The organism is Nocardia transvalensis (genome assembly GCF_015477765.1).
GTDB lineage: Bacteria > Actinomycetota > Actinomycetes > Mycobacteriales > Mycobacteriaceae > Nocardia > Nocardia transvalensis_A.
Window position 1 is genome coordinate 259,067 of the sequence record NZ_JADLQQ010000006.1, and the last position, 18,521, is coordinate 277,587.

Genomic DNA, 18,521 nt, shown 5'->3' on the forward strand with positions numbered 1-18,521 from the left:
TGATGGCCATATCGGTTCAGTGGCGGGTGATTCACGTATGGCGCCAGGACGCCCCCGGAATATCCCTTGTATCCGCGCCTTGTCGAAGGACCGAGCCAGACCCCGGGGCGATCCAGCCAATGACGTGGAGGTCGAGGCCGGACTGAGCACACTTCGCAGACAGTGCATCCACTGCGTCGGGGTCGACCGTCGCCACCAATTCGAAGTCGACCGAATCACCGAAAACGAGGTCGAGCACGTCGCAGCTCAAGTGTGCAGCGGCGAGTCGTACCGAGTCGTGAACGGGCAGTAACGCTTCGTCGACGACAACGGAGACTCCGCTGGCATGGGCCAGGGTCTCGATAGCGCCCTTGAGTCCATCGGAGGTGTCGATACAAGCAGTCACCCCGGGGTCGCATGCGAAAACACGCCCGTGATCCACCCGCGGCGTCACCCGCTGCCACTTTGCCAGCAGCGTCGAGTACCCGTCGCGAACAATGTCTTCCCCGTCGTTGGCAAGTTTCATTGCACTGCCGGCGAGCCCGGTCGGTCCTGTCGTACAGACCGCCTGACCCGGCCGGGCACCGCTACGGGTGAGCATGTTCGCCGGTTCGACGACGCCGAAGGCGCTGGCGGAAAGAATGATTCGTTCGGCGCTGCCGATGTCGCCGCCGACATTCAGCGCTCCGGCCGCACGGGCGCCGTCGCGAATCCCCTCTATCAATTCGGCGAAATCACTGTCGGGAAGGTGCTTGGGGTAGCGTACGACCGACAGAAGACCGAGAGGTATGGCCCCCATCGCTGCCACGTCACTGATATTCGCGCCCGCAAGGTACCAACCGATGTCGTAATTTGTGAGAAACCCCTTCTCGTAAAGGCTGAACTTGGGGCCGCGGACATAGTCGGTTCCAGCGACCAGGACTTGATCACCGTTGAGGCGGAACGCAGCGCAGTCGTCTTGCGCGGCTGCGCCCAGTAGTAGCTCGGCGGTGGCTCCATTGCCCAGAGCCGTGTTCGACACCTCTTTCCCCATCGCCGGTACGATAATTTCCGCGATCTTGGCGGGTTCGTCCAGCGGGGGGTCGGTGGTCAGTGTATGTGCGGTCACAGCATCACTCCTTCGGTGGCGGCGCCAACCGCCCAGCGCTGTATCGTCCGTTGGAAAATCTCATGTCTTATGACAACCGCCCAGTCGCATTCCTCGGGCGGAATTGCCGCGGCCGCCCCGGCTACCACCCTGAGATACTGGCTGATCAGCCGTTGCGGGGGCCGGGCAACGAAAAATCGATCCCCGTCTGCGGCAAGATAGTACGGCGACCGATCGAGGCACAAATCGATAACTCCCTGCCAACTGTCCAGTAGAGTGAGCGATAGTCCGTCATAGGACATACGCCCGATTATTGGTTCCAGGGCCAGCGGTAAGACGTGGACGTGCGCATGGCTGATGCAAGCGGTCCGCATAGCCGCCGTCGACCCGTGCTCGAGAAGGGTAAATCCCCCGAAAATATGGGCATACACTCTGAGAAATCTCTCCAGAAACCTCCCGAAGTCGCACGTGATGTCTGCGATCGCCTGGGCGGCACTGAAGTAGTGTGCGCGAGGGCAAACCAGCACATGGCCCACGACCAGCGGCGATAGATCTACGACCGCAACGCTGTCGGCGGTCTCGGCAAGACATCGCCGGACCATCGGGAAGTAGGTGCGGGTGAACTCCGTGTCCGTTGTCCCCGAGAACTCTGCACAAAGATCCGACCTGTCGCACAATCCGGTCGTCCCCACTTGCTGAGTCTAACACCGGCGTGCCGGCATCAAGCGCGAAAAGTCTTGTGCGATATAGGGTTCGGAGAGAGTTGAGTGAGATGCCGGAGTTGGTCGGAAAACGGGCCGGTCGTAACGTGACGCCGGTCACCCCTCGGGGTAGCATTCGCGCCCGCATGATGCACGAAGATTGTTGAGCACTACCGGAGTTGGCAGGTATCGAAGATGAGGTCGAGGGCCGCGGCCGCGTGGGACAAGGGTATCGCGACCGCAGCGCTGGCGTTGCTGGCGGCGAAGAACCAGAACTTCCCGGACCAGCGGCTATGGGCGGATATCGCGGATCGGGTACCGGTTGTTGTACCTGCTCTGTTGATCGTCGTGGCGGTCTTCACCCTGGGTCCGTTCGCCGCGCGGGCGCAGCAAAGCCTAGTCGATCGGCGCACGCAGCTCGAGCGCGAGATATTCATTCAGTTCGGCAGGATGATCCGAGAGGCGGACCGTGTGATCGACGGATTTCAGTTCGAAGATCTCGGATTGCATGCCTGGCAGGTGAAGCGGCCGTGGTGGTTCGTTGGAGGGAAGAGACTCCACCGCGTCGCGATCTATCGGTTGGGCGGCAACATCGTGCTCCGCAAATTCGAGCCAAGGCGCGGCCAAGGTGTGGTGGGCATGTGCTGGGACCGCAACGCGGAGGCCGACTTCGATGTGGAATCGCTGGCTTCCCGGGCGAAGACTAAGGCGGTATTCGAAGCTGTGCGGGCGGCTGAGGGTGATACCGCCGTCATGGGGTTGACGTGGGACGAGTTTCTGCAGGTCCGGCATCGGGGCGCGGTCTTTGCCTCTCCCATCCGAGACTGTAACCACAACTTCCGCGGCTGCTTGAGTCTCGATGCCAAGAGCGACTACGCTGCCCTCGCGTCGTCCGCAGTCCCGGAACTACTGAACGAGCTGGCATCTCGGATGCAGGCGCATGGTTTCGACGAGATGTGATATGGATCGCGACACCCTCTCGTGGTACGAGACGTACGCCGAGTATTACATCGAGCGAACTGATTCCTTCGAACCCTTCCATGGCCTCGAACGGGATTTGCTGGCGTTCGTAGGATATCTGGCAAGCGACGCGCTGGTTGTCGATCTAGGCTCCGGTGCTGGAAGAGATGCCCGGTTCATCGCAGCATCCGGCCATCCTGTAATCGCGGTCGACGCGAGCCGCTCGCTGCTGCGGCGGTGTCTCACCGCCGCAGGCCCGACACTACCTATTTTCGGCGTCAATGCCGATCTGCTTGCCCTGCCATTCGCCGACAATACGATCGGTGGGATATGGGCGTGCGGCAGCCTGCTGCATATGCTACGAGACGAAATTCCGGCTGTGGTGACGCGATGCCTTGAGATATTGCAGCCCGGCGCGCCGATAGGCTTGAGTATGAAACAAGGGCACGGAAGTGAGCGGCGGGATGACGGCCGCTACTTCACTTATACGAACAAACAGGAAATGTACCAATGGCTTTCCTCGTCGGGATTCGAACGTATTCTGATAACCGGCCCGTCCCGGAATGACTGGCTTCTGGCATTTGCGGTCAAGCCGATGGTGTATTAACTCCAAGAATCCGGGTCGCATTCGGCGAACACGCGCCGGATTCCACCTCGTGGATCCGGAACATCGCCATGCCACCGGGGAATGATATGTAAATGTAGATGCGGCACGGTGCGACCGGCTGCCGATCCGTCGTTGACGCCTATGGTAAATCCGTCGGGTCGGTACATGGCGTCGAGGGTATCCCGCATCGATTGCGCCAGGATATGCAGATCCCGCGTTTCCCGGTCAGTCATGTCGAAAAATGACAAAATATGCCGAAACGGAACAATCTCGATGTGGCCTCGACTGGCCGGAAAATTGTCCCACCGCGCATACATCGTGCCGCGGCGTCGGACCACGGTGTTCACCGTCGGATCGGCATGACGGCAGAAGAGACAGGCAGGATCACGGCTCAGTCTACCGTCGCGCGGGTAAGAAGCCGACTGTACGGGTTCATTCGGGTAGTCGAGCGGCAGCAGCAGCTGTTGTGACACAATCGGCTCAACAGTAACTGCGTGGTCGCTTCTCGGCATGGTTGGCGTCCTACCCGTCGGAATTTTGGCGAAGGGCAAAGCGTAGCGGGCGTCGTACGCGCAAACCCCTGTTCCCATGCCGGATCCCCGCCGAAGTACGCGGTCGTTTCGGCATGTCCGGAGAAGCTTGTGCGCGACTACACTTCGTACGTGGGGATTCAACCACGCCACGCGCGAACCTGTCTCGTCGTCGCCCTTGACGGGAGTGTCGCTATCGGTAAGTCGTGGCTGTGTGCTGGAATGTGCCTGCGTCCGGTATGGGTTCGTCACACGGTTTGCGGTAAAGGCTGCTTTTCTCGAGCGTTGTGAGTTGAGCAGGCTGGGGGTCGGAAGGTTCTGGAGAGCTGGATTCCTGCGGCGGATCTTGTGTTGTTCGACAAGCACATCGTCGCACAGCAGTGGTCTTGTATGTCATTTACGCACTGCAGCAGTGCGTTCCGAGCAGGATGTCCGATTCGTTCGGTATGCGCCAACGGAACTGTGAGGGTTTCCACCGCGTAGCTCATGTGAGCGCGGGTAGCCGATCAGTGCCCTGGGTCGCCAGGGTGAGGAGAGTGTGTCGAAGAGGAAGAAGGTGATTGTTGGTGACCGAGGCTTCGCGTCATGCGGTCGACTTCACCGATCATCCCGATGCCGCCGAGATCCGGGCCCGGCACGATCGAGTCGTGGCGGGGCCGCAAGCGGTGGCGGTCGACGGGCTGCTGCTGTTGGCCGGTCTCTACCTGGCGGTCTCGCCGTGGGTGGTGACCCCGTTCCCGGTCGCCGAGGTCGGCGGCGCGCTGTCGCGGCTGACGATCGTCAATCTGGTCGTCGGCCTCGCGGTGGCCGTCATCGGGCTCGCGCTGGCCTCCGCGCCCGCGCGGTTTCACCGATTGAGTTGGGCGGTCGTCGTCATCGGGGTGTGGCAGCTGATCACGCCGTGGGTGATCGGGCCGGACACCTCGGCCGTGTTGTGGAACAACTTGTGGACCGGCGGCGTCATCACCGCCCTCGGCCTGGTCGCCGCGGGCATGCTGGCCGCGTACGCCACGCGCAACCGCCGCACGGCCGGCGCCACGAGCAGCTAGAGGCGCCCGTCTCACCGAGAGCCGCAGCCGATCGGGCTGCGGCTCATCATATTTCGTCGGCACCCGCGACGGCGGTCACCGTCTCGATCGCCAGCCGCACCCGGAACTCGTTGTTGGTCGTGGCATTGTTCGTCCCGACCTGCTCGGCCCGCTCCGGGCCCACATATCGTTCGGCCAGAGCTATCGCCCAGCGCACCGTTTCGTCCCGATCCTCGCTGATGGAGACCGGGCCCTCGATCATGACGAACTCGAAGGGATCGCGGTCGTCGTGCACGAGCATGGCCGCCCGCCCCGAGTGGGTGAGATTGCGGCCCTTGACCGACGTGATTCCGGTGGTGAACACGAGATCGTCGCCGTCGAGCAGGAACCACAGGGGTGCCACGTGCGGACGTCCGTCCGGTCGCACGGTGGCCAGCTTTCCGGTGCGCGTGCCTTCGGAGACGAAAGCCCGCCACTGCTGCTCCGTCATGGCCTTCATGGCCATGACGGTACTCAGCTACGGCACGATGACCAGTTTGCCGCGGGTGTGTCCGGTGCGGCTGGTGTCGAAGGCCTCGGCTGCCTCGTCGAGGGTGAAGGTGCGGGCCACCTCGACCGTGAGTTCGCCGCGCTCGACCAGGTCGGCCAGTTCGGTGAGCTTGCCGCCGTCGGGACGGACCCAGATCAGATGGCCGCCATGCTGTTCCACGCCGGGGTCGGCAACGGAGGCATGCCGCCCGCCTTCGGCCAGCGCCGCCAGCGTGGTGTCCAACTGACCGCCGACGAAATCGGCCGCGGTCGTGACGCCCTCCGGCGCGAGTTCGCGGATCCGCCGTTCGACGCCGTCGCCGTAGGTCACCGGTTCCGCGCCCAGTGCACGGAGGAAGTCGTGATTGCGCTCGGAGGCGGTGCCGATCACGCGGGCCCCGCGGGCGCGGGCGATCTGAACCGCCGCGCTGCCCACACCTCCGGCCGCGCCGTGCACCAGCAGCGTGTCGCCGGGCCCGACCTGCAGTCGATCGAGGGTGCGCAGCGCGGTCATCCCGGCGAGGGGCAGACCACCGGCCTGCGCCCAGTCCAGGGCGGCGGGCTTGCGCGCGGCATCGGTCGCCGGGACCGCCACCAGCTCGGCGAAGGTGCCCGCGTGCACGACATCCTTGCGCGCGTAGGCCATCACCTCGTCGCCGACGGCGAATTCGGGGGTGTCCGGCCCCAGCGCCACCACCTCACCGGCAACGTCCCAGCCCGGAATCACCGGAAATACGGCCAGCAGCATCTCGTCGAGATACCCGGCCATGACCTTCCAGTCGACCGGATTCACCCCCGCCGCGCGCACCCGCACCAGCACCTCACCGGGCCCGAGCCGCGGATCCGGCACCTCCCCCACCTTCAGCGTGGAATTGTCGTTGGCATAGGCGTCATAGGTGACGGCACGCATCGGATCAGGCCTCCTCGTCGGTTCCTGCCTCGTTCAAGCCGGTCCGTCCTCCAGGATATTCCGTGGGCCTCCGTCGTTCCGTCGAGCTGGTTCACCGGAATTCGGACACGTTCTGCAGGACCCATTCCCGATAGGTGCGGGCGGGGGAACCGGTGATGCGGGCGACGGTGTCGCGCACTGTCAGCAACTCATCATTGACGTCGCCGCCCATGACATCGAGGAGTGCCTCCACTGTGTGCGGCCCGGCGATAGGGGTCAGCTGTTCGCGCGCCTGCGCACGGCTGATCTCGGTGACCGAAACCTCGTGGCCGACAGCCGCGGCGATCGTTTCGACCTGTTGGCGAGGGGTGATCGACGCCGGGCCGGTCAGGGCGTACGTCTGGCCCCGGTGCCCGGGCTCGGTCAGTGCCGCGCGGGCAACGCGGGCGATATCGGCGGGATGAACGGTGGGAAGACCGACGTCGGCGAAGGGGATCCGGACAGCGCGGTGCTCCCTGATCTCGTCGGCCCACCAGAGTGTGTTGGACGCGAACTGGGTCGGGCGCAGGATGGTCCAGGCCATGCCGGAGTCCTCGAGCAGTCGCTCTACTGCGGCGTTGTCTAGCGCCGGTCCCAGATGGGGATGGGTTTGCACGGTAATCGACGACACCAGCACCACGTGTTCGACGCCTGCCTGCCGCGCCAGCGACAAGATTTCGGCATCGGCGCCGACCCGCGACACCAGGAACAGCGTGGTCGCGTCCGCGAGCGCGGACTTCAGTGACTGCGCGTGTTGCAGGTCGGCTCGGACCGGTTCGACTCCGTCCGGCAGTGCGGCGGCAGCCGGGTCGCGGGTCGCCGCTCGGATGCGGATATTGCCGCCGTGAGCGACCAGTTCGGTCAGCAGTTCTCGGCCGATGTTGCCGGTGGCACCGGTCACCAGAACGGTTGCCGCGGGAGCCTCGATGGTGATCACGGCCGCCACGCTAGGACCTCGACTCGACTCGAGGTCAAGCGAAGTTCATTGCAACGAGACGGTCACGATCGGCAATCTGGGCTAACATCTGGTAATCCGAGAGTAATATCTCTGCAAAGGCTAGAAGTTCCCGGTTTTACCCCCCGAACTTCCGGAATCAGCAGTACGAACCACACCGGAGGTTCACATGAAGCGCCACGGTATCGACAGCTTTTATGTAGTCGGTGAGGGGGTTCTCGAATTCGACCGGGAGGGTAAACCCTCGGCGCGGCAGCCTTCGACGATCGAGGAGCTGCGGCGGTTCCGGTTCTCGCGGCTCGGGCCGGTCGGTGTGCAGACCGACGAGGCGACGAGGGCCGCATTGGCCGCCGCGATCACGGCCGACGTGCCTCAGTTGGACTCTGCGGGGCCGCCGATTCCGGCCGGATTCACCTACCTCGGACAGTTCGTCGATCACGACCTGACCATGGACCGGACCGAGGCGCAGCTCGGCGAGGACGTCACCGTCGACGAGCTGGTGCAGGGCCGGTCGCCCGCGCTCGACCTGGACTCGCTGTACGGCAGGGGGCCGACGGACCCGAACGACCGGGTCTTCTATGCCGAGGACGGAGTGACGCTCAGGGTCGGCAAGACCTCCCCGACCGACTTCCCCGACGACCGGGTGAACGTCGAGATGGAGGGTTTCGACCTGCCGCGGCGGGGTGGCACCGGCGGCACGGCCGCGGATCGGCGGCAACCGCTCATCCCGGATATCCGCAACGACGAGAACCTTGCGGTCGCCCAGACCCACTTGGCGTTCATCCGATTCCACAACAGGGTGGTCGCGGAACTCGCCCTGCAGGGCTTCAGCGGGCGGCGGCTGTTCACGGCGGCTCGCGAGCAGGTCGTCCGGCACTACCAATGGATGGTGGCCACCGACTTCCTGCCGCGCATCGTCGACCCGGAGATCGTCGACGACGTGTTCCGGCACGGCCGCCGGTTCTTCGAGGCGCCGGGGTGGGGATGTATGCCGCATGGCAGGCGGCCGACCGTGCCGATCGAGTTCTCCGTCGCCGCCTACCGTCTCGGCCACAGCATGGTCCGCGGTGCGTACCAATGGAATCGAGTGTTCAACGGCACCGGCCCGGGCCCGATCGCCAGCCTGCTGCTGTTGTTCACCTTCACCGGCGTCAGCGGCAATTTCCAAGCAGGTTCCCAGATTCCGGATCTGGACGAACCCAATTCGGGGACCGTGGAGACCCTGCCGACCAACTGGATCGCGGACTTCCGCAGGCTCTACGACTTCACCGAGGCGGGCCGTCCCGATCTGGCGCCTCCGGCCGCGACAGGCGGCGGCAATGTGACGAAGCGGATCGACACTCTGCTGGTGAACCCGCTCGCCCAGCTACCGGCGGGCGCTTTCGGCGGCCGCGACACCGCGATCACCGACATCCAGCGCAACCTCGCCTTCCGCAACCTGACCAGGGCCCACATGGTCCGCCTGGCCAGCGGCCAGCAGATGGCGAAGTTCTTCGGCGTCGAACCACTGACCTGCGAACAGATCCTGGAAGGCAACCAAGGCGCGAACCTCGACGCACTCACCGACGAACAGAAATCCGCCGTCACCACCGACACCCCGCTGTGGTTCTACATCCTGCGCGAAGCGGAATTCACCAACGGCCTACTCGGCCCCGTCGGCGGCCGCATCGTCGCCGAGGTCTTCCACCGCGCCATCGAGGGCAGCCACACCTCGATCCTCCGCACCCCCTCATGGCACCCCACCTTCGGCCCGGACCTCACCACCTTCCGCATGACCGACCTACTCCTGTTCGCCTTCGAGGGCAAAGCCGACCTCCTCAACCCCCTCGGCGACTGACGTCGTCCTCAGTAGTGCGAGACCATCTCGCCGAGGGCTCCGAGTTTGAGGACCGGGCCGTTGGTGATGGTTACTCCGCAGGCGGAAGCATTGGCCGCCAGGTTGGTCGGTAGCGAGTTCGGCACCGAGGTCGAGGAGGTGCCGTTCGGTTCGTTCGAGGTTGTCGACGCTGAAGTCGAGGCGGATTCGCCGCGGTGCGACGGGGTCGGGCCACGGGCTCGGTTGATGGTTGGCGACGCGCTGAAAGTTCAGACGAATGTCGTGGTTGTGCAAAGCCGAGCCGGATGCCAGGGCCTGGCGGCGGTCCAGACCGGCGGACGGGCGACGTCACGCAGGGGCGCCGAGCGGCGGGTGCTCGAGCACGCGGGGCTTGTACTCGACCAGCAGGATGCGGCCGTCGAAGGTGCGGTGCTCGATCATCTCGAGGGCAACGTCGGGATAGCCGTCGTAGATGCGTTCTGCGCCCGTGGCACCGGTGATCACCGGGAACATCACGACCCGGAATCGGTCGACGAGTCCGGCTCGTAGCAGGGACCGGCACAGGCTCAGGCTGCCGATCGTGGTGAGCAGCCCCGAGCCGCTCGACTTCATGGCGCGGACCGCCTCGACGGCGTCGTCGCGGACGAGCGTGGAGTTGGCCCACGTCAGTGGCTCCTCGAGGGAGGAGGAGAACACCACCTTGGCCGCTCGCGTGAGCCCGTCGACCGACGCCTCTTCTTCGGGCCTGAACTCGTCTTGGCCGTCCGGGACCTCGCCGGCAGCGAATCCTGACATCAGGCGATAGGTGTTCGCTCCCATCAGGTGGGTGGCCTCGGGCTGCTCGCCGAGCCATGCGAGGTACTCCGGGCCCTCGAGGCCCCAGAACCCGGGCCATCCTTCTCCCGATGCGTAGCCGTCGAGGGTGGTGATGAAGTCGACCAGAAGCTCCGACATGGCGGTGTCCTTTCCTAGGGTGTCACGAGCTTTGACCGGCCGGGAGCCACAAACTCATCGGCCGCGCGCTGAGGCAACGACGAAACCCATGACGCTGCAGCCGATCGTCTCGTCCGAGAAGTGGGAGGCAGCGTGGCAAGCGCTGCTGGTCGAAGAGACGTCGAGACGGTGGCCGTGCCGATCCGCCAGGCTCCGCCCGCTCAACTCCCGGCCGCCGCCGAACCACATTGATGCGAGCCTGTAATCGGCATTTCCGTGCGTTGGAAAGCCTTGCCAGCCAACCAATCTGAACGAATTGCCAACGCGCGGCCAGCGGCATTACCGCGCGTTGCGTAAGCCTGCCCCGAACGCGGTTTTGTCACGAACCGCTGTTGTGATGGTGTGCGAATTGATGGGAGCTACCTGGATCGGTTCGTCGAGCTTGTTTACCGGGTTCGGGTGCCGATTCGGGTGAGGCCACCGCACTGGACAGGCACCAGAGCGGAAGCCCTGGACAGCTACACCCCCGACGAACACCGCCCCGAGAACCGCCGCACCCCGATCACACAGTCCCACAGACCTTCCACACCATTCACAGGGCCCAGCCGCCCAAAACACCCCGTGAAAGGTATCGAAGGTCTGTGGATGCGGCCCTATCTGCCGTTTCGACTCTCCGATTTACCAAGACCGCAACGCGGCCAACCTGAGCAAAACCGCACTGCCGCAACCAGATACGAGTAACTCACCTTCGGCTACCCGGCCACGACCCGTATCGCCGCCATCAATCAGCGCTCCGATGTCCTGACTGATGAAAACAAGCCCTAGCTCGTGAGCGGTAAGAGTTCCGGCAGCGTCAGGGCCGCGTGGGCCGGTCGACCCGCCGCGTTAGGCATGGTGCTGAGTGTGCGGAGCATGTCGTTGCGTTGCGTCAAAGCCTTTGCGGTAGTTGGGAATAGCGTGGCATCGCCCTCGCCGACTTGGTCCTGATTCACCGTCACGAACTCACGGGTGTCGTGTTCGTACGCGGCGAAGCCTGCGGCGTGATCCCGGTCGGCCAGCGAATCGGCGAGCATGTACGCACCGACGAGCGCGAGGCTGGAGCCCTGTCCGGTGAGGAATGAGGGTGCGTACGCGGCGTCGCCGACCAGCGCGACCCGTCCTCTTGACCAGCGGGGCATCCGGATCTGGCTGACCACGTCGAAGAACAGATCATCCGCGGCACGCATGGCGGCGACCAGGCCCGGGACCTCCCACCCCGCGTCGGCGAAGACCGCGGCGACCAGGTCCCGTTGGGCTTGCGGGTTCCGGAACGCGTCGAACGGCGGTTCCGGGTGGGCGAAGTTCAGGAGGACGTGCACGTCGTCGTTGCCTGCTACGGCGTAAAGCGCAGCGGCTCTACCCGGGGTGTTCCACATCATCACCTCGTCGGAGAGTCCGAAGGTGTTGGGCACGGTGAAACCGGCGAAGCAATAGCCGAGGTATCGGTGGAACTGCTCTTCGGGACCGAACAGGAACTCGCGCGTGCGTGAATGCAGACCGTCCGCACCGAACACCAAGTCGAACGAACGCGTGCTGCCCCCGCGGAAGGCGACGTCGACGCCGTTGCCGGACTGGCCGAGGGAGTCGATGGAGTCGTTGAACACGAATTCCACATCATCACGGACCGCGGCATAGAGAGCGTCGGTCAGATCCCCGCGCCGCACCTCCAGATCCTGCCCCGGGACGCCGCCGGTGAGGGCGTGCGGTTCGACCGAGGCCACCTCGTCGCCGTCCTCGTCGAGGAAGGTCAGTCGACGCAGGTCGATATGCGAATCCCGCAGTCGCGGCAGGATTCCCATCCGCCGGACGACCTCGAGTGCGGTGCCGCGCACGTCGATCGGGTAACCACCGCTACGAAGGGTGCCCGCCTTCTCCACGACCGTCACCTCGAATCCGTAGCGGTTCAGCCAGAACGCGAGGGCAGGCCCCGCGACGCTGGCCCCGGATATCAGGACCTTGCGATCGGTGCGGGTCATGCGTCGACTCCTTTGCTCATGGTGCGGGCGACGAACAAGGACAGCGCCGTGACGACGCCGGCGATGACGAAGCCGATGACGAAGGCCGATTCGGCCGGGACATCCGATCCGGCCGGGGTCCCGGCGGTGAGGATGGCACCGCAGACTTGCACCCCGACCGCGAAGCCGATCACGCGAGTCACCAGGACCAGGCTGGTGGCGATGCCGGTGTCGCCTGGATTGACGCAGGTAGCGGTACTGGTCACCAGCGCGGTGACGCACAGGCCGTTGGCAAGCGCGATCAGCATCTTGCCGACGACGAGATGCCAGATCTCGGTGTGCACAGCTGCCACGGCGAGCAGAGCGACGGCCATGATGACGATCCCGGCGGTGACCACGGCCCGTGAGCCGAAACGCCGTGCCCCGATGCCACCGATCGGCCCTGCCAGCGACGCGGCGACGGCACCGGGCAACAGGAAGAAGCCGATCGCGGTGGCACTGACCCCGAAGCCGTACCCGCTCCCGGATATGTCGAACAGCTGCGGGATGAGATAGACCGCCGCCGAGGTACCGATGCAAATCATGAACGTCAGCAGGCATGACTGCCAGATTGCAGGCCGTGCCAGCATGCGCAGATCGATCATCGGCGCGGCCGCACGACGCTCGACGGCTATCCAACCGGTCGCGAAGGCGGCCAGCAGCACGAGCAGACCGCCGAGCACGAGTGGCTGCGCGACGATATCGGTTGCCAGCGCGAGCACCAGCATCAGCGTGACCAGCGTCCCGCTCAACAGAGCCAGACCAGGCCAGTCGAATCCGGCGTTGTCCGACCGGCGTGGCGAATCATCCGGCATCAGCCTGTTCACCAGCATGGTGGCCCCGATGATCGCGATCGTCGGCAGCGCGAACATCCAGTGTCGGGACAGCGCTTCCGCCACCGGCCCGGCCGATAGCGTGCCCACCATCCCGCCACCGACGAACAACCCGCTGACGACCCCGATGGCCACCTTCGACTCGCCCGCCGGAAGGTGTTCGCGCACCAGAATGAACGACAAGGGCAACGCGCCCACCATCGCACCTTGCAGAACCTGACCGGCCAGCAGCACCGGCGGGTTCGGTGCCATGGCGGATACCAGGCCACCGGCCGAGACCACCGCCATCAGCCGGACCAGGACTCGTTTTCCGCCATAGCGATCGCCGAACTTACCTGCGACCGGTGTGATCAGTGCGCCGGTGATGAGCAGGACGACGCTGAGCAACGCCCCTTCGGCCGGACTCATATCCAGCTCCCGTTGCAGGAGTGGCAGCGTCGGCGTCACCACCGACTCCAAGGCGCCGGTGGCGACTGCCAGCAGGCCGAGGGCGCCGACAGCAGCCTTGCCGATGCGGACCGGGGGAGCCGCGATTGCGGTCATGAACGTCCTTCCCGTCATGGCCGGGCGCGACACGCACCCATGTGCCGGTGGCTACACTACACCGTGCAGTGTAGTCCGGATAGGATGTGCGCATGCCGACCACGAAGACGCTGCGTGCGGGGTCCACCCCGAAGCGGACCGCCATTCTCGCGGCGGCCCGGGAACTGTTCCTCACCGAAGGCTTCGACCGTTCCAGCGTCGACGCGGTCGCCGCCCGGGCCGAGGTGTCCAAGCGGACGGTCTACGACTACTTCGGCGACAAGCAGACATTGCTGCAAGCGGTCGTCGATGCCGTCGGTCAGTCGCTGATCAGCACGATCCGGCGCACCCTCGACGACACCCTCACCGACCTCACCGAGGACGCCGATCTCGAGGACGCGCTGGTCACGTTCGCGATGCGCATCGCGACCGACATGCTCGGTTCGGCAGAGTATGCAACGCTGCAGCGACTCGTCCGGGCGGAAGCCGGCGCCCAACGCGAAAACCCGATGGCCGACACCCCCGACGAGGCGCTTGCCGAGCGGTTCGCCGCCTTCGGTGCGGCCGGGCTGCTCGACGTCCCCGACGCCCGGCTCGCGGCCGACCAGTTCATCGCGCTCACCTTCGGCGTCGCGATGGATCGGCTCGGTTCCGCGAATGCCGTGGAAGACGCCCGCGTCCGGCCGCTTGTCGTCGCGGGCGTGCGGACCTTTCTCCGGGCCTACCGAATCAGGCCTTGATGCCGTGCTTGCTGATGTAGAAGTTGCGGAAGGCGATCAAAGCGCCGAGGACGACCAGCCATTGCATGGTGCTGACCAGTGGTATCGAGTCGATCGGCAGGGTGTAGGCGAGTATGACGCGGACCAGACCGTCCAGCACGAAGACCGTGCCCCAGACCGCGGTCAGCAGTCGTAGTCGGCGGCGGAAGCGGGAGTCGTTGTCCCAGCGGGCATCCCATGGTGCGCGACAGCTGGATCTTCGGCGCACTGGGCCTGTGGATGCTGGCCACCCTGTGCACCCAGTATCCGTTCATCCGGACCATGGCCCGCACCATCGTCACCGTGAAGATCGGCGAAGAGGGCTATCGGCAGTGCACCAGGTGGCGGCATACGGCGGTGCGCTTCTGAGCGGCGGTGCGGTCCGTCTGCTGTGTGATCATCTCCGCTCCGGTCTCGGTCATGATCGCCTGCGCCACCGTGGAAGGCAGCAGGGCCGGGCAATGTTCGAGCGAACCGGCGCCTTCTCCTGCACCGTGCAACTGGTAGCCGCCACTGGTCCCGGTGCGACCGACCGCGTCACTGCCGAGCTCCGCAGGAGAGGTCATGACACCATCGACGGCCTCAGCGCCGTAGGAGAGCCGCAAGCAATTGCCGATGCCGTCGCACGATTCGTGCAGGCTGGTGACCACACCGTCATTCTCGAGCCCACCCCCGACGAACCCGACCCCGCAGGACTCGTTCGCCTCGCCGCGGAGAAGGTCCACCCGCTCCTTCCGTAAATACACGACCGAGGATTGCTCTCGAATCGAACCATATTCGGCATTTTCGTGTGTTGATTCGGCATGTCAGCCAACCGATCTGGACGCCTGATCAACGCTCGCCCCCGCGCGGACATGCTGGGCACCACCCCGGAGTTGCTGCGCAGCCTCGATGAGGCGCAACTGATCACCCGCAACGCTCACCCGGCGGGCACCGCCGCTACTCCCGGCGCCAGCTACGCCTGGCCGCCCGCGCCCGCGAACTGGTCGACCACGGCACACCTCTCGAGGCAGCCTGCCGCATCATCGTTCTCGAAGACCAACTGTCCGAAGCCCTCGAAGCCAACGCCGAACTCCGGCAGCAGGACTGACACGACACCGGTCGCTGGAGGTGCGGGGCTACCGCATTCGACCGCGCGGCCCAGGTGTGTGCTGCGACACGGTTTCGGGGCTGCGGTCCGAAACGTGGCATGCTTTCAGGTGAGCACGGGTTGTTGAAGTGATCGCCCGGCTCGCTACAGAAGGTCATAAAAGAAATATGTCGCAAGGTACCGTGAAGTGGTTCAACGGCGAAAAGGGCTTCGGATTCATCGCGCAAGACGGTGGCGGCCCTGACGTGTTCGTCCACTACTCCGAGATTTCCAGCTCCGGCTACAAGTCCCTCGACGAGGGCCAGCGCGTCGAGTTCGAGATCGGCCAGGGCCAGAAGGGCCCGCAGGCCCAGGGCGTCCGCGCTATCTGAGAGCTGACCACACCGAAACCCGCGCCCATGGCGCGGGTTTCGCGCTTTCAGCTGCCGTCACGGTTGACGTAGCAGGCCGAGCTGGACACCCGCGGCGTATCGGTTTCGTTGGCTCCGGCCATGGGGATGGTGCGGACGTGGTGGAAGGTGCAGCCGCCGGCCCGCAGCGGAATCGTGACTCGTGGCAGTCACGCGAGCTGTGGGCACGCGCTCGGCGATGGCGCAGATGCGCGGGTGCAGCGCCAGGTTCCGCAGCGTCGGGTGCTTGGTCCAGGCATCGGGCGCGTACTCGAAGATGGCGCCGTCCTCATCGCTCCAGTGCTCCAGCTGGCCAGTGCTGAGCAGCTCCATCGGTGCGGCCAGGTACCGGGACACCTCGTCATCGGAGATCAGTAGTTGAGTGAACAGGAAGGTGCGCCAGCTCATTTACTCGCGGTTCGATACCTGGGCGCAACTGGTTTTGTGCCTGAATCAGGCCAGGTGGAATGATGTCCTCACCCTAACATCGGCGTCATGGGAATATCCTGAGCCACAACCGATCTCGTCCGCCGAACGCGCGATATGCGACGCGCGCCACGCATGGCACTGACGAAGACATTGGGCATCTAGGGCTCGAGTGCCCCGCACTTCGGCAGAAGCGCGCGTTCACGCCGCCGCACGCTTCTCGGCACTATCGGATGTTCACCCGGGCGGTCCTGCCGACTGTTGATCATGGTTGGCCGAACGCCCGCCCCACGGCATCACCGGACGTTCGGAGCATCTGCTTACTCAGGGGATATCAGCGCCTGGCAGGGCACGAGCCGGTGGACCTGACCCGTGCTCTACTCGTCCTCAGGTGCCCGCTCCTCGGGTCGTTGTATAGGTTTCCGGCCTGCCGTGAGAGTGGCTGCGGATGGTAATCGTCTGTGGCTCGCCCGAGCCGTCGCACCGCACCGAGAGCACGTCGTACTCCCAGGTCGTGACTCGATGTTCGGCTTCTCCAAGCGTGAGATCCTTCAGAATCCCGTTTCCGTCGAGGTAAAACGGCCCGTCTGCAAGAGTCTCAGTCCACATGTCGATCCTTCTCTCTGTCACCGAAACCTCACCCGCGCTGCACCGGCACGGTGAAAGTCCTTCTTCCACATTTCGCAGTTCAGGTGTGGTCCGCCATACCGAAACGCGAGCTCGTTACGCCAAGAGCCACGAATTGAAATCCATTGCAAGCCAAAGTAACTGGGGTCAATGCATGGTCGACCCGATCCTTCGCAGACCCGGGCGGGGAGGGTAGATTCGATCGCGAATTCGAATGCGAAGCATGAAAGGTTGATATGCATCGCCGATCGACAGCCCTGTTGGGCATCACCAGTCCCCTGTTCACCATTGCCCTCGGTGTTACCGCTCCCCAGGCCGCCGCAACGACAACGGCCGTGCTGGCACCCTGGGTTTCGTGCACCGACTTCTGGTGCCGCAACGAAACCGACGACACCTATCGTGTAGACGTGATCGTCAACTGCGGTTTCGGAGCGGAGCGCGTCACTCGGGCCTATCTTCCGGCGCGCAGGACGACGAGCGTGAACGGTGGATGCGGTAGTCACAGCGAGCCCTGTTCGAGTGACAGCAACGGCTCGTGCAGCCACCCCAATCCGATCTTTGGGATCAGGTACGACAATGTGGTGATCGACAACGGCCCGATTCCACCGTGGCCTTTCGGCGGCACCGGCTCATCGTTCTGAACCTATCCGATCCGCTACTACAAGACCGCCACCGCCCAGCCGGGTGCACCTCCTCTTCGGATCAGCAGTTCCGCCGCCACCTAAAGGGTCGACAGAGCTTGTCCAACTTCCGCTCATCGGCATGAGCGGTCGTTCGGTGCCGGGGGGGTCGGTGCTGAACCGGCCCGGATGGGTCAAGGTTCAGGCTCTGGCCCACTTTGGGGCCGGTCCGGCGGCGCGGATCTCCACAAGCACCAGCGGGGATCCGGCCATCTGCCCTGACTGTTCGGCGTCTTCATCGCAGGTGCACAGCCGCTATGAGTGCCAGGCATGGCGAGCCAGGCCAGATCTCATTGAGATCGACCGAAACGCGGGCGGCCGTGACGGACTACCTCGGGTACGTCACCTACGACGGCGAGGAGATCAAGGGCCGCCACGAGCCGCTGATCGACGACGACCTGTTCGATCGAGTCCAGGACATCATCGAATTACGCACCACCGCTGGCGAGCGGCGACGGGTCCACCACCATCACCTCAAGGGATCCCTATCCTGCGGGCGATGCCGACGGGCAGGCATCACCAAGCGAATGACCGTCCAGCACACCGTCAACTCCAGAGGCGCCGAGTACACCTACTTCCGCGACCGCCAACGTCTGACGGCGCGGTTGGCCACTACGACCGAGAGCCTCTCCGGCAGTGCCCGGCTCATCGAAGTGGCACTCGAGCTGCTCGAGAACCCCCAGGAGCTGTATAGCCGTTGTAACGACCAACAGCGCCGGACGCTCAACCAGGCGATCTTTCACACCCTCTACGTCGAGGACGAGCAGGTCATCGGCCACGAGCTTCGCGAGCCATTCCAACGTCTCCACACCATCCACCAGGCGAGGCGAACCCCCCGGCCCTTCGCCGCTACCGATGCAAGTGCTGGAGCCGTGGAAAAGGAAAACGCCACCCCTTCAGAACGAAGCGGTGGCGTCGGTGTCCTACTACACGGCGTTGACTTAGCGCCGTGTTCTAGTAAGCCCTCCAAGGTGGAGCTAAGGGGAATCGAACCCCTGACCTTCTCGATGCGAACGAGACGCGCTACCAACTGCGCCATAGCCCCGTGTGGGTCGTTGCCGAACCACGGTGTGGAACTTTAGCAGGTTGGGGATTGAGACGCCGAATCGGC

At 64.6% G+C, this 18,521-nt stretch carries 19 protein-coding genes, 1 tRNA gene and 2 pseudogenes; 8 read left to right on the forward strand and 14 right to left on the reverse strand.

The window, feature by feature from the left end:
* Nucleotides 1-31 precede the first annotated feature (31 nt).
* Both thiL and IU452_RS19175 read right to left on the reverse strand, forming a co-directional pair.
* Nucleotides 32-1,087 carry a thiamine-phosphate kinase gene (gene thiL, locus IU452_RS19170; protein ID WP_195110462.1) on the reverse strand — a complete coding sequence of 352 codons (1,056 nt, stop codon included), beginning with the start codon at nucleotides 1,085-1,087 and terminating at the stop codon, nucleotides 32-34.
* Nucleotides 1,084-1,758 carry an HIT family protein gene (locus tag IU452_RS19175; protein ID WP_195110463.1) on the reverse strand — a complete coding sequence of 225 codons (675 nt, stop codon included), beginning with the start codon at nucleotides 1,756-1,758 and terminating at the stop codon, nucleotides 1,084-1,086. The genes thiL and IU452_RS19175 overlap by 4 nt, the downstream gene beginning before the upstream one ends.
* Nucleotides 1,759-1,962: 204 nt before the next feature.
* Here IU452_RS19175 and IU452_RS19180 point away from each other — a divergent pair, with 204 nt between their 5' ends.
* Both IU452_RS19180 and IU452_RS19185 read left to right on the forward strand, forming a co-directional pair.
* Complete coding sequence (locus IU452_RS19180; RefSeq protein WP_195110464.1) at nucleotides 1,963-2,727, forward strand: hypothetical protein; 765 nt, start codon at nucleotides 1,963-1,965, stop codon at nucleotides 2,725-2,727.
* Nucleotide 2,728: 1 nt separating this feature from the next.
* A complete protein-coding gene (locus IU452_RS19185; RefSeq protein WP_195110465.1) occupies nucleotides 2,729-3,334 on the forward strand; it encodes a class I SAM-dependent methyltransferase in 606 nt (201 codons plus the stop codon).
* On the opposite strand, the gene IU452_RS19190 is transcribed toward IU452_RS19185, so the two are convergent.
* Entirely contained in the window at nucleotides 3,331-3,846 is a 516-nt protein-coding gene (locus IU452_RS19190) for an HIT family protein (protein ID WP_195110466.1), read from the reverse strand. The genes IU452_RS19185 and IU452_RS19190 overlap by 4 nt on opposite strands.
* 584 nt (nucleotides 3,847-4,430) lie before the next feature.
* Between IU452_RS19190 and IU452_RS19195 the strand changes: the two genes are divergently transcribed.
* Nucleotides 4,431-4,913 carry an SPW repeat protein gene (locus IU452_RS19195; protein ID WP_195110467.1) on the forward strand — a complete coding sequence of 161 codons (483 nt, stop codon included), beginning with the start codon at nucleotides 4,431-4,433 and terminating at the stop codon, nucleotides 4,911-4,913.
* A 46-nt stretch (nucleotides 4,914-4,959) separates the two neighbouring features.
* On the opposite strand, the gene IU452_RS19200 is transcribed toward IU452_RS19195, so the two are convergent.
* From IU452_RS19200 to IU452_RS19210, 3 genes are all read right to left on the reverse strand, one after another.
* Nucleotides 4,960-5,391, reverse strand: coding sequence for a PPOX class F420-dependent oxidoreductase (locus IU452_RS19200; protein ID WP_228818245.1), 432 nt, complete (start codon nucleotides 5,389-5,391; stop codon nucleotides 4,960-4,962).
* Between the two features lie 18 nt (nucleotides 5,392-5,409).
* A complete protein-coding gene (locus IU452_RS19205) occupies nucleotides 5,410-6,330 on the reverse strand; it encodes an NADP-dependent oxidoreductase (RefSeq protein WP_195110469.1) in 921 nt (306 codons plus the stop codon).
* A 91-nt stretch (nucleotides 6,331-6,421) separates the two neighbouring features.
* Nucleotides 6,422-7,285, reverse strand: a complete 864-nt coding sequence (locus IU452_RS19210; protein WP_324192702.1) for an NAD(P)H-binding protein — start codon at nucleotides 7,283-7,285, stop codon at nucleotides 6,422-6,424.
* Nucleotides 7,286-7,472: 187 nt separating this feature from the next.
* Between IU452_RS19210 and IU452_RS19215 the strand changes: the two genes are divergently transcribed.
* The gene (locus tag IU452_RS19215) at nucleotides 7,473-9,140 is read left to right on the forward strand and encodes a peroxidase family protein (protein ID WP_195110470.1); all 1,668 of its coding nucleotides are present in this window, start codon (nucleotides 7,473-7,475) and stop codon (nucleotides 9,138-9,140) included.
* 153 nt (nucleotides 9,141-9,293) lie between these two features.
* On the opposite strand, the pseudogene IU452_RS39525 reads toward IU452_RS19215, so the two are convergent.
* The 4 genes and pseudogenes from IU452_RS39525 to IU452_RS19235 form a co-directional block, all read right to left on the reverse strand.
* A pseudogene (locus IU452_RS39525) lies at nucleotides 9,294-9,413 on the reverse strand (hypothetical protein); the annotation flags it as partial.
* A 54-nt stretch (nucleotides 9,414-9,467) separates the two neighbouring features.
* Nucleotides 9,468-10,073, reverse strand: a complete 606-nt coding sequence (locus IU452_RS19225; protein WP_195110472.1) for a dihydrofolate reductase family protein — start codon at nucleotides 10,071-10,073, stop codon at nucleotides 9,468-9,470.
* A gap of 800 nt (nucleotides 10,074-10,873) precedes the next feature.
* Nucleotides 10,874-12,067, reverse strand: a complete 1,194-nt coding sequence (locus IU452_RS19230) for an FAD-dependent monooxygenase (RefSeq protein ID WP_195110473.1) — start codon at nucleotides 12,065-12,067, stop codon at nucleotides 10,874-10,876.
* Nucleotides 12,064-13,461 carry an MFS transporter gene (locus IU452_RS19235; RefSeq protein WP_195110474.1) on the reverse strand — a complete coding sequence of 466 codons (1,398 nt, stop codon included), beginning with the start codon at nucleotides 13,459-13,461 and terminating at the stop codon, nucleotides 12,064-12,066. The genes IU452_RS19230 and IU452_RS19235 overlap by 4 nt, the downstream gene beginning before the upstream one ends.
* A gap of 92 nt (nucleotides 13,462-13,553) precedes the next feature.
* Here IU452_RS19235 and IU452_RS19240 point away from each other — a divergent pair, with 92 nt between their 5' ends.
* On the forward strand, nucleotides 13,554-14,180 hold the full coding sequence (locus IU452_RS19240; RefSeq protein ID WP_195110475.1) for a TetR/AcrR family transcriptional regulator: 627 nt from the start codon (nucleotides 13,554-13,556) through the stop codon (nucleotides 14,178-14,180).
* Here the strand turns inward: IU452_RS19240 and IU452_RS19245 are convergent.
* Nucleotides 14,170-14,427: a hypothetical protein gene (locus tag IU452_RS19245; protein WP_195110476.1), complete on the reverse strand. Its 258-nt coding sequence runs from the start codon at nucleotides 14,425-14,427 to the stop codon at nucleotides 14,170-14,172. The two genes, IU452_RS19240 and IU452_RS19245, sit on opposite strands and share 11 nt — an antisense overlap.
* A 94-nt stretch (nucleotides 14,428-14,521) precedes the next feature.
* On the reverse strand, nucleotides 14,522-14,848 hold the full coding sequence (locus IU452_RS19250) for a hypothetical protein (protein WP_195110477.1): 327 nt from the start codon (nucleotides 14,846-14,848) through the stop codon (nucleotides 14,522-14,524).
* A 204-nt stretch (nucleotides 14,849-15,052) separates the two neighbouring features.
* Between IU452_RS19250 and IU452_RS38225 the strand changes: the two are divergent.
* Nucleotides 15,053-15,288: pseudogene (locus IU452_RS38225) on the forward strand (MerR family transcriptional regulator).
* Nucleotides 15,289-15,455: 167 nt separating this feature from the next.
* Nucleotides 15,456-15,659, forward strand: a complete 204-nt coding sequence (locus tag IU452_RS19255; RefSeq protein WP_062512353.1) for a cold-shock protein — start codon at nucleotides 15,456-15,458, stop codon at nucleotides 15,657-15,659.
* 47 nt (nucleotides 15,660-15,706) lie between these two features.
* On the opposite strand, the gene IU452_RS39530 is transcribed toward IU452_RS19255, so the two are convergent.
* Nucleotides 15,707-15,847 carry a phytanoyl-CoA dioxygenase family protein gene (locus IU452_RS39530; protein WP_195110783.1) on the reverse strand — a complete coding sequence of 47 codons (141 nt, stop codon included), beginning with the start codon at nucleotides 15,845-15,847 and terminating at the stop codon, nucleotides 15,707-15,709.
* Nucleotides 15,848-16,990: 1,143 nt separating this feature from the next.
* Between IU452_RS39530 and IU452_RS19265 the strand changes: the two genes are divergently transcribed.
* The gene (locus IU452_RS19265) at nucleotides 16,991-17,371 is read left to right on the forward strand and encodes a hypothetical protein (RefSeq protein ID WP_195110478.1); all 381 of its coding nucleotides are present in this window, start codon (nucleotides 16,991-16,993) and stop codon (nucleotides 17,369-17,371) included.
* A gap of 1,011 nt (nucleotides 17,372-18,382) precedes the next feature.
* Here IU452_RS19265 and IU452_RS19270 read toward each other — a convergent pair.
* A tRNA-Ala gene (locus IU452_RS19270) sits at nucleotides 18,383-18,455 on the reverse strand.
* Nucleotides 18,456-18,521: the final 66 nt, after the last annotated feature.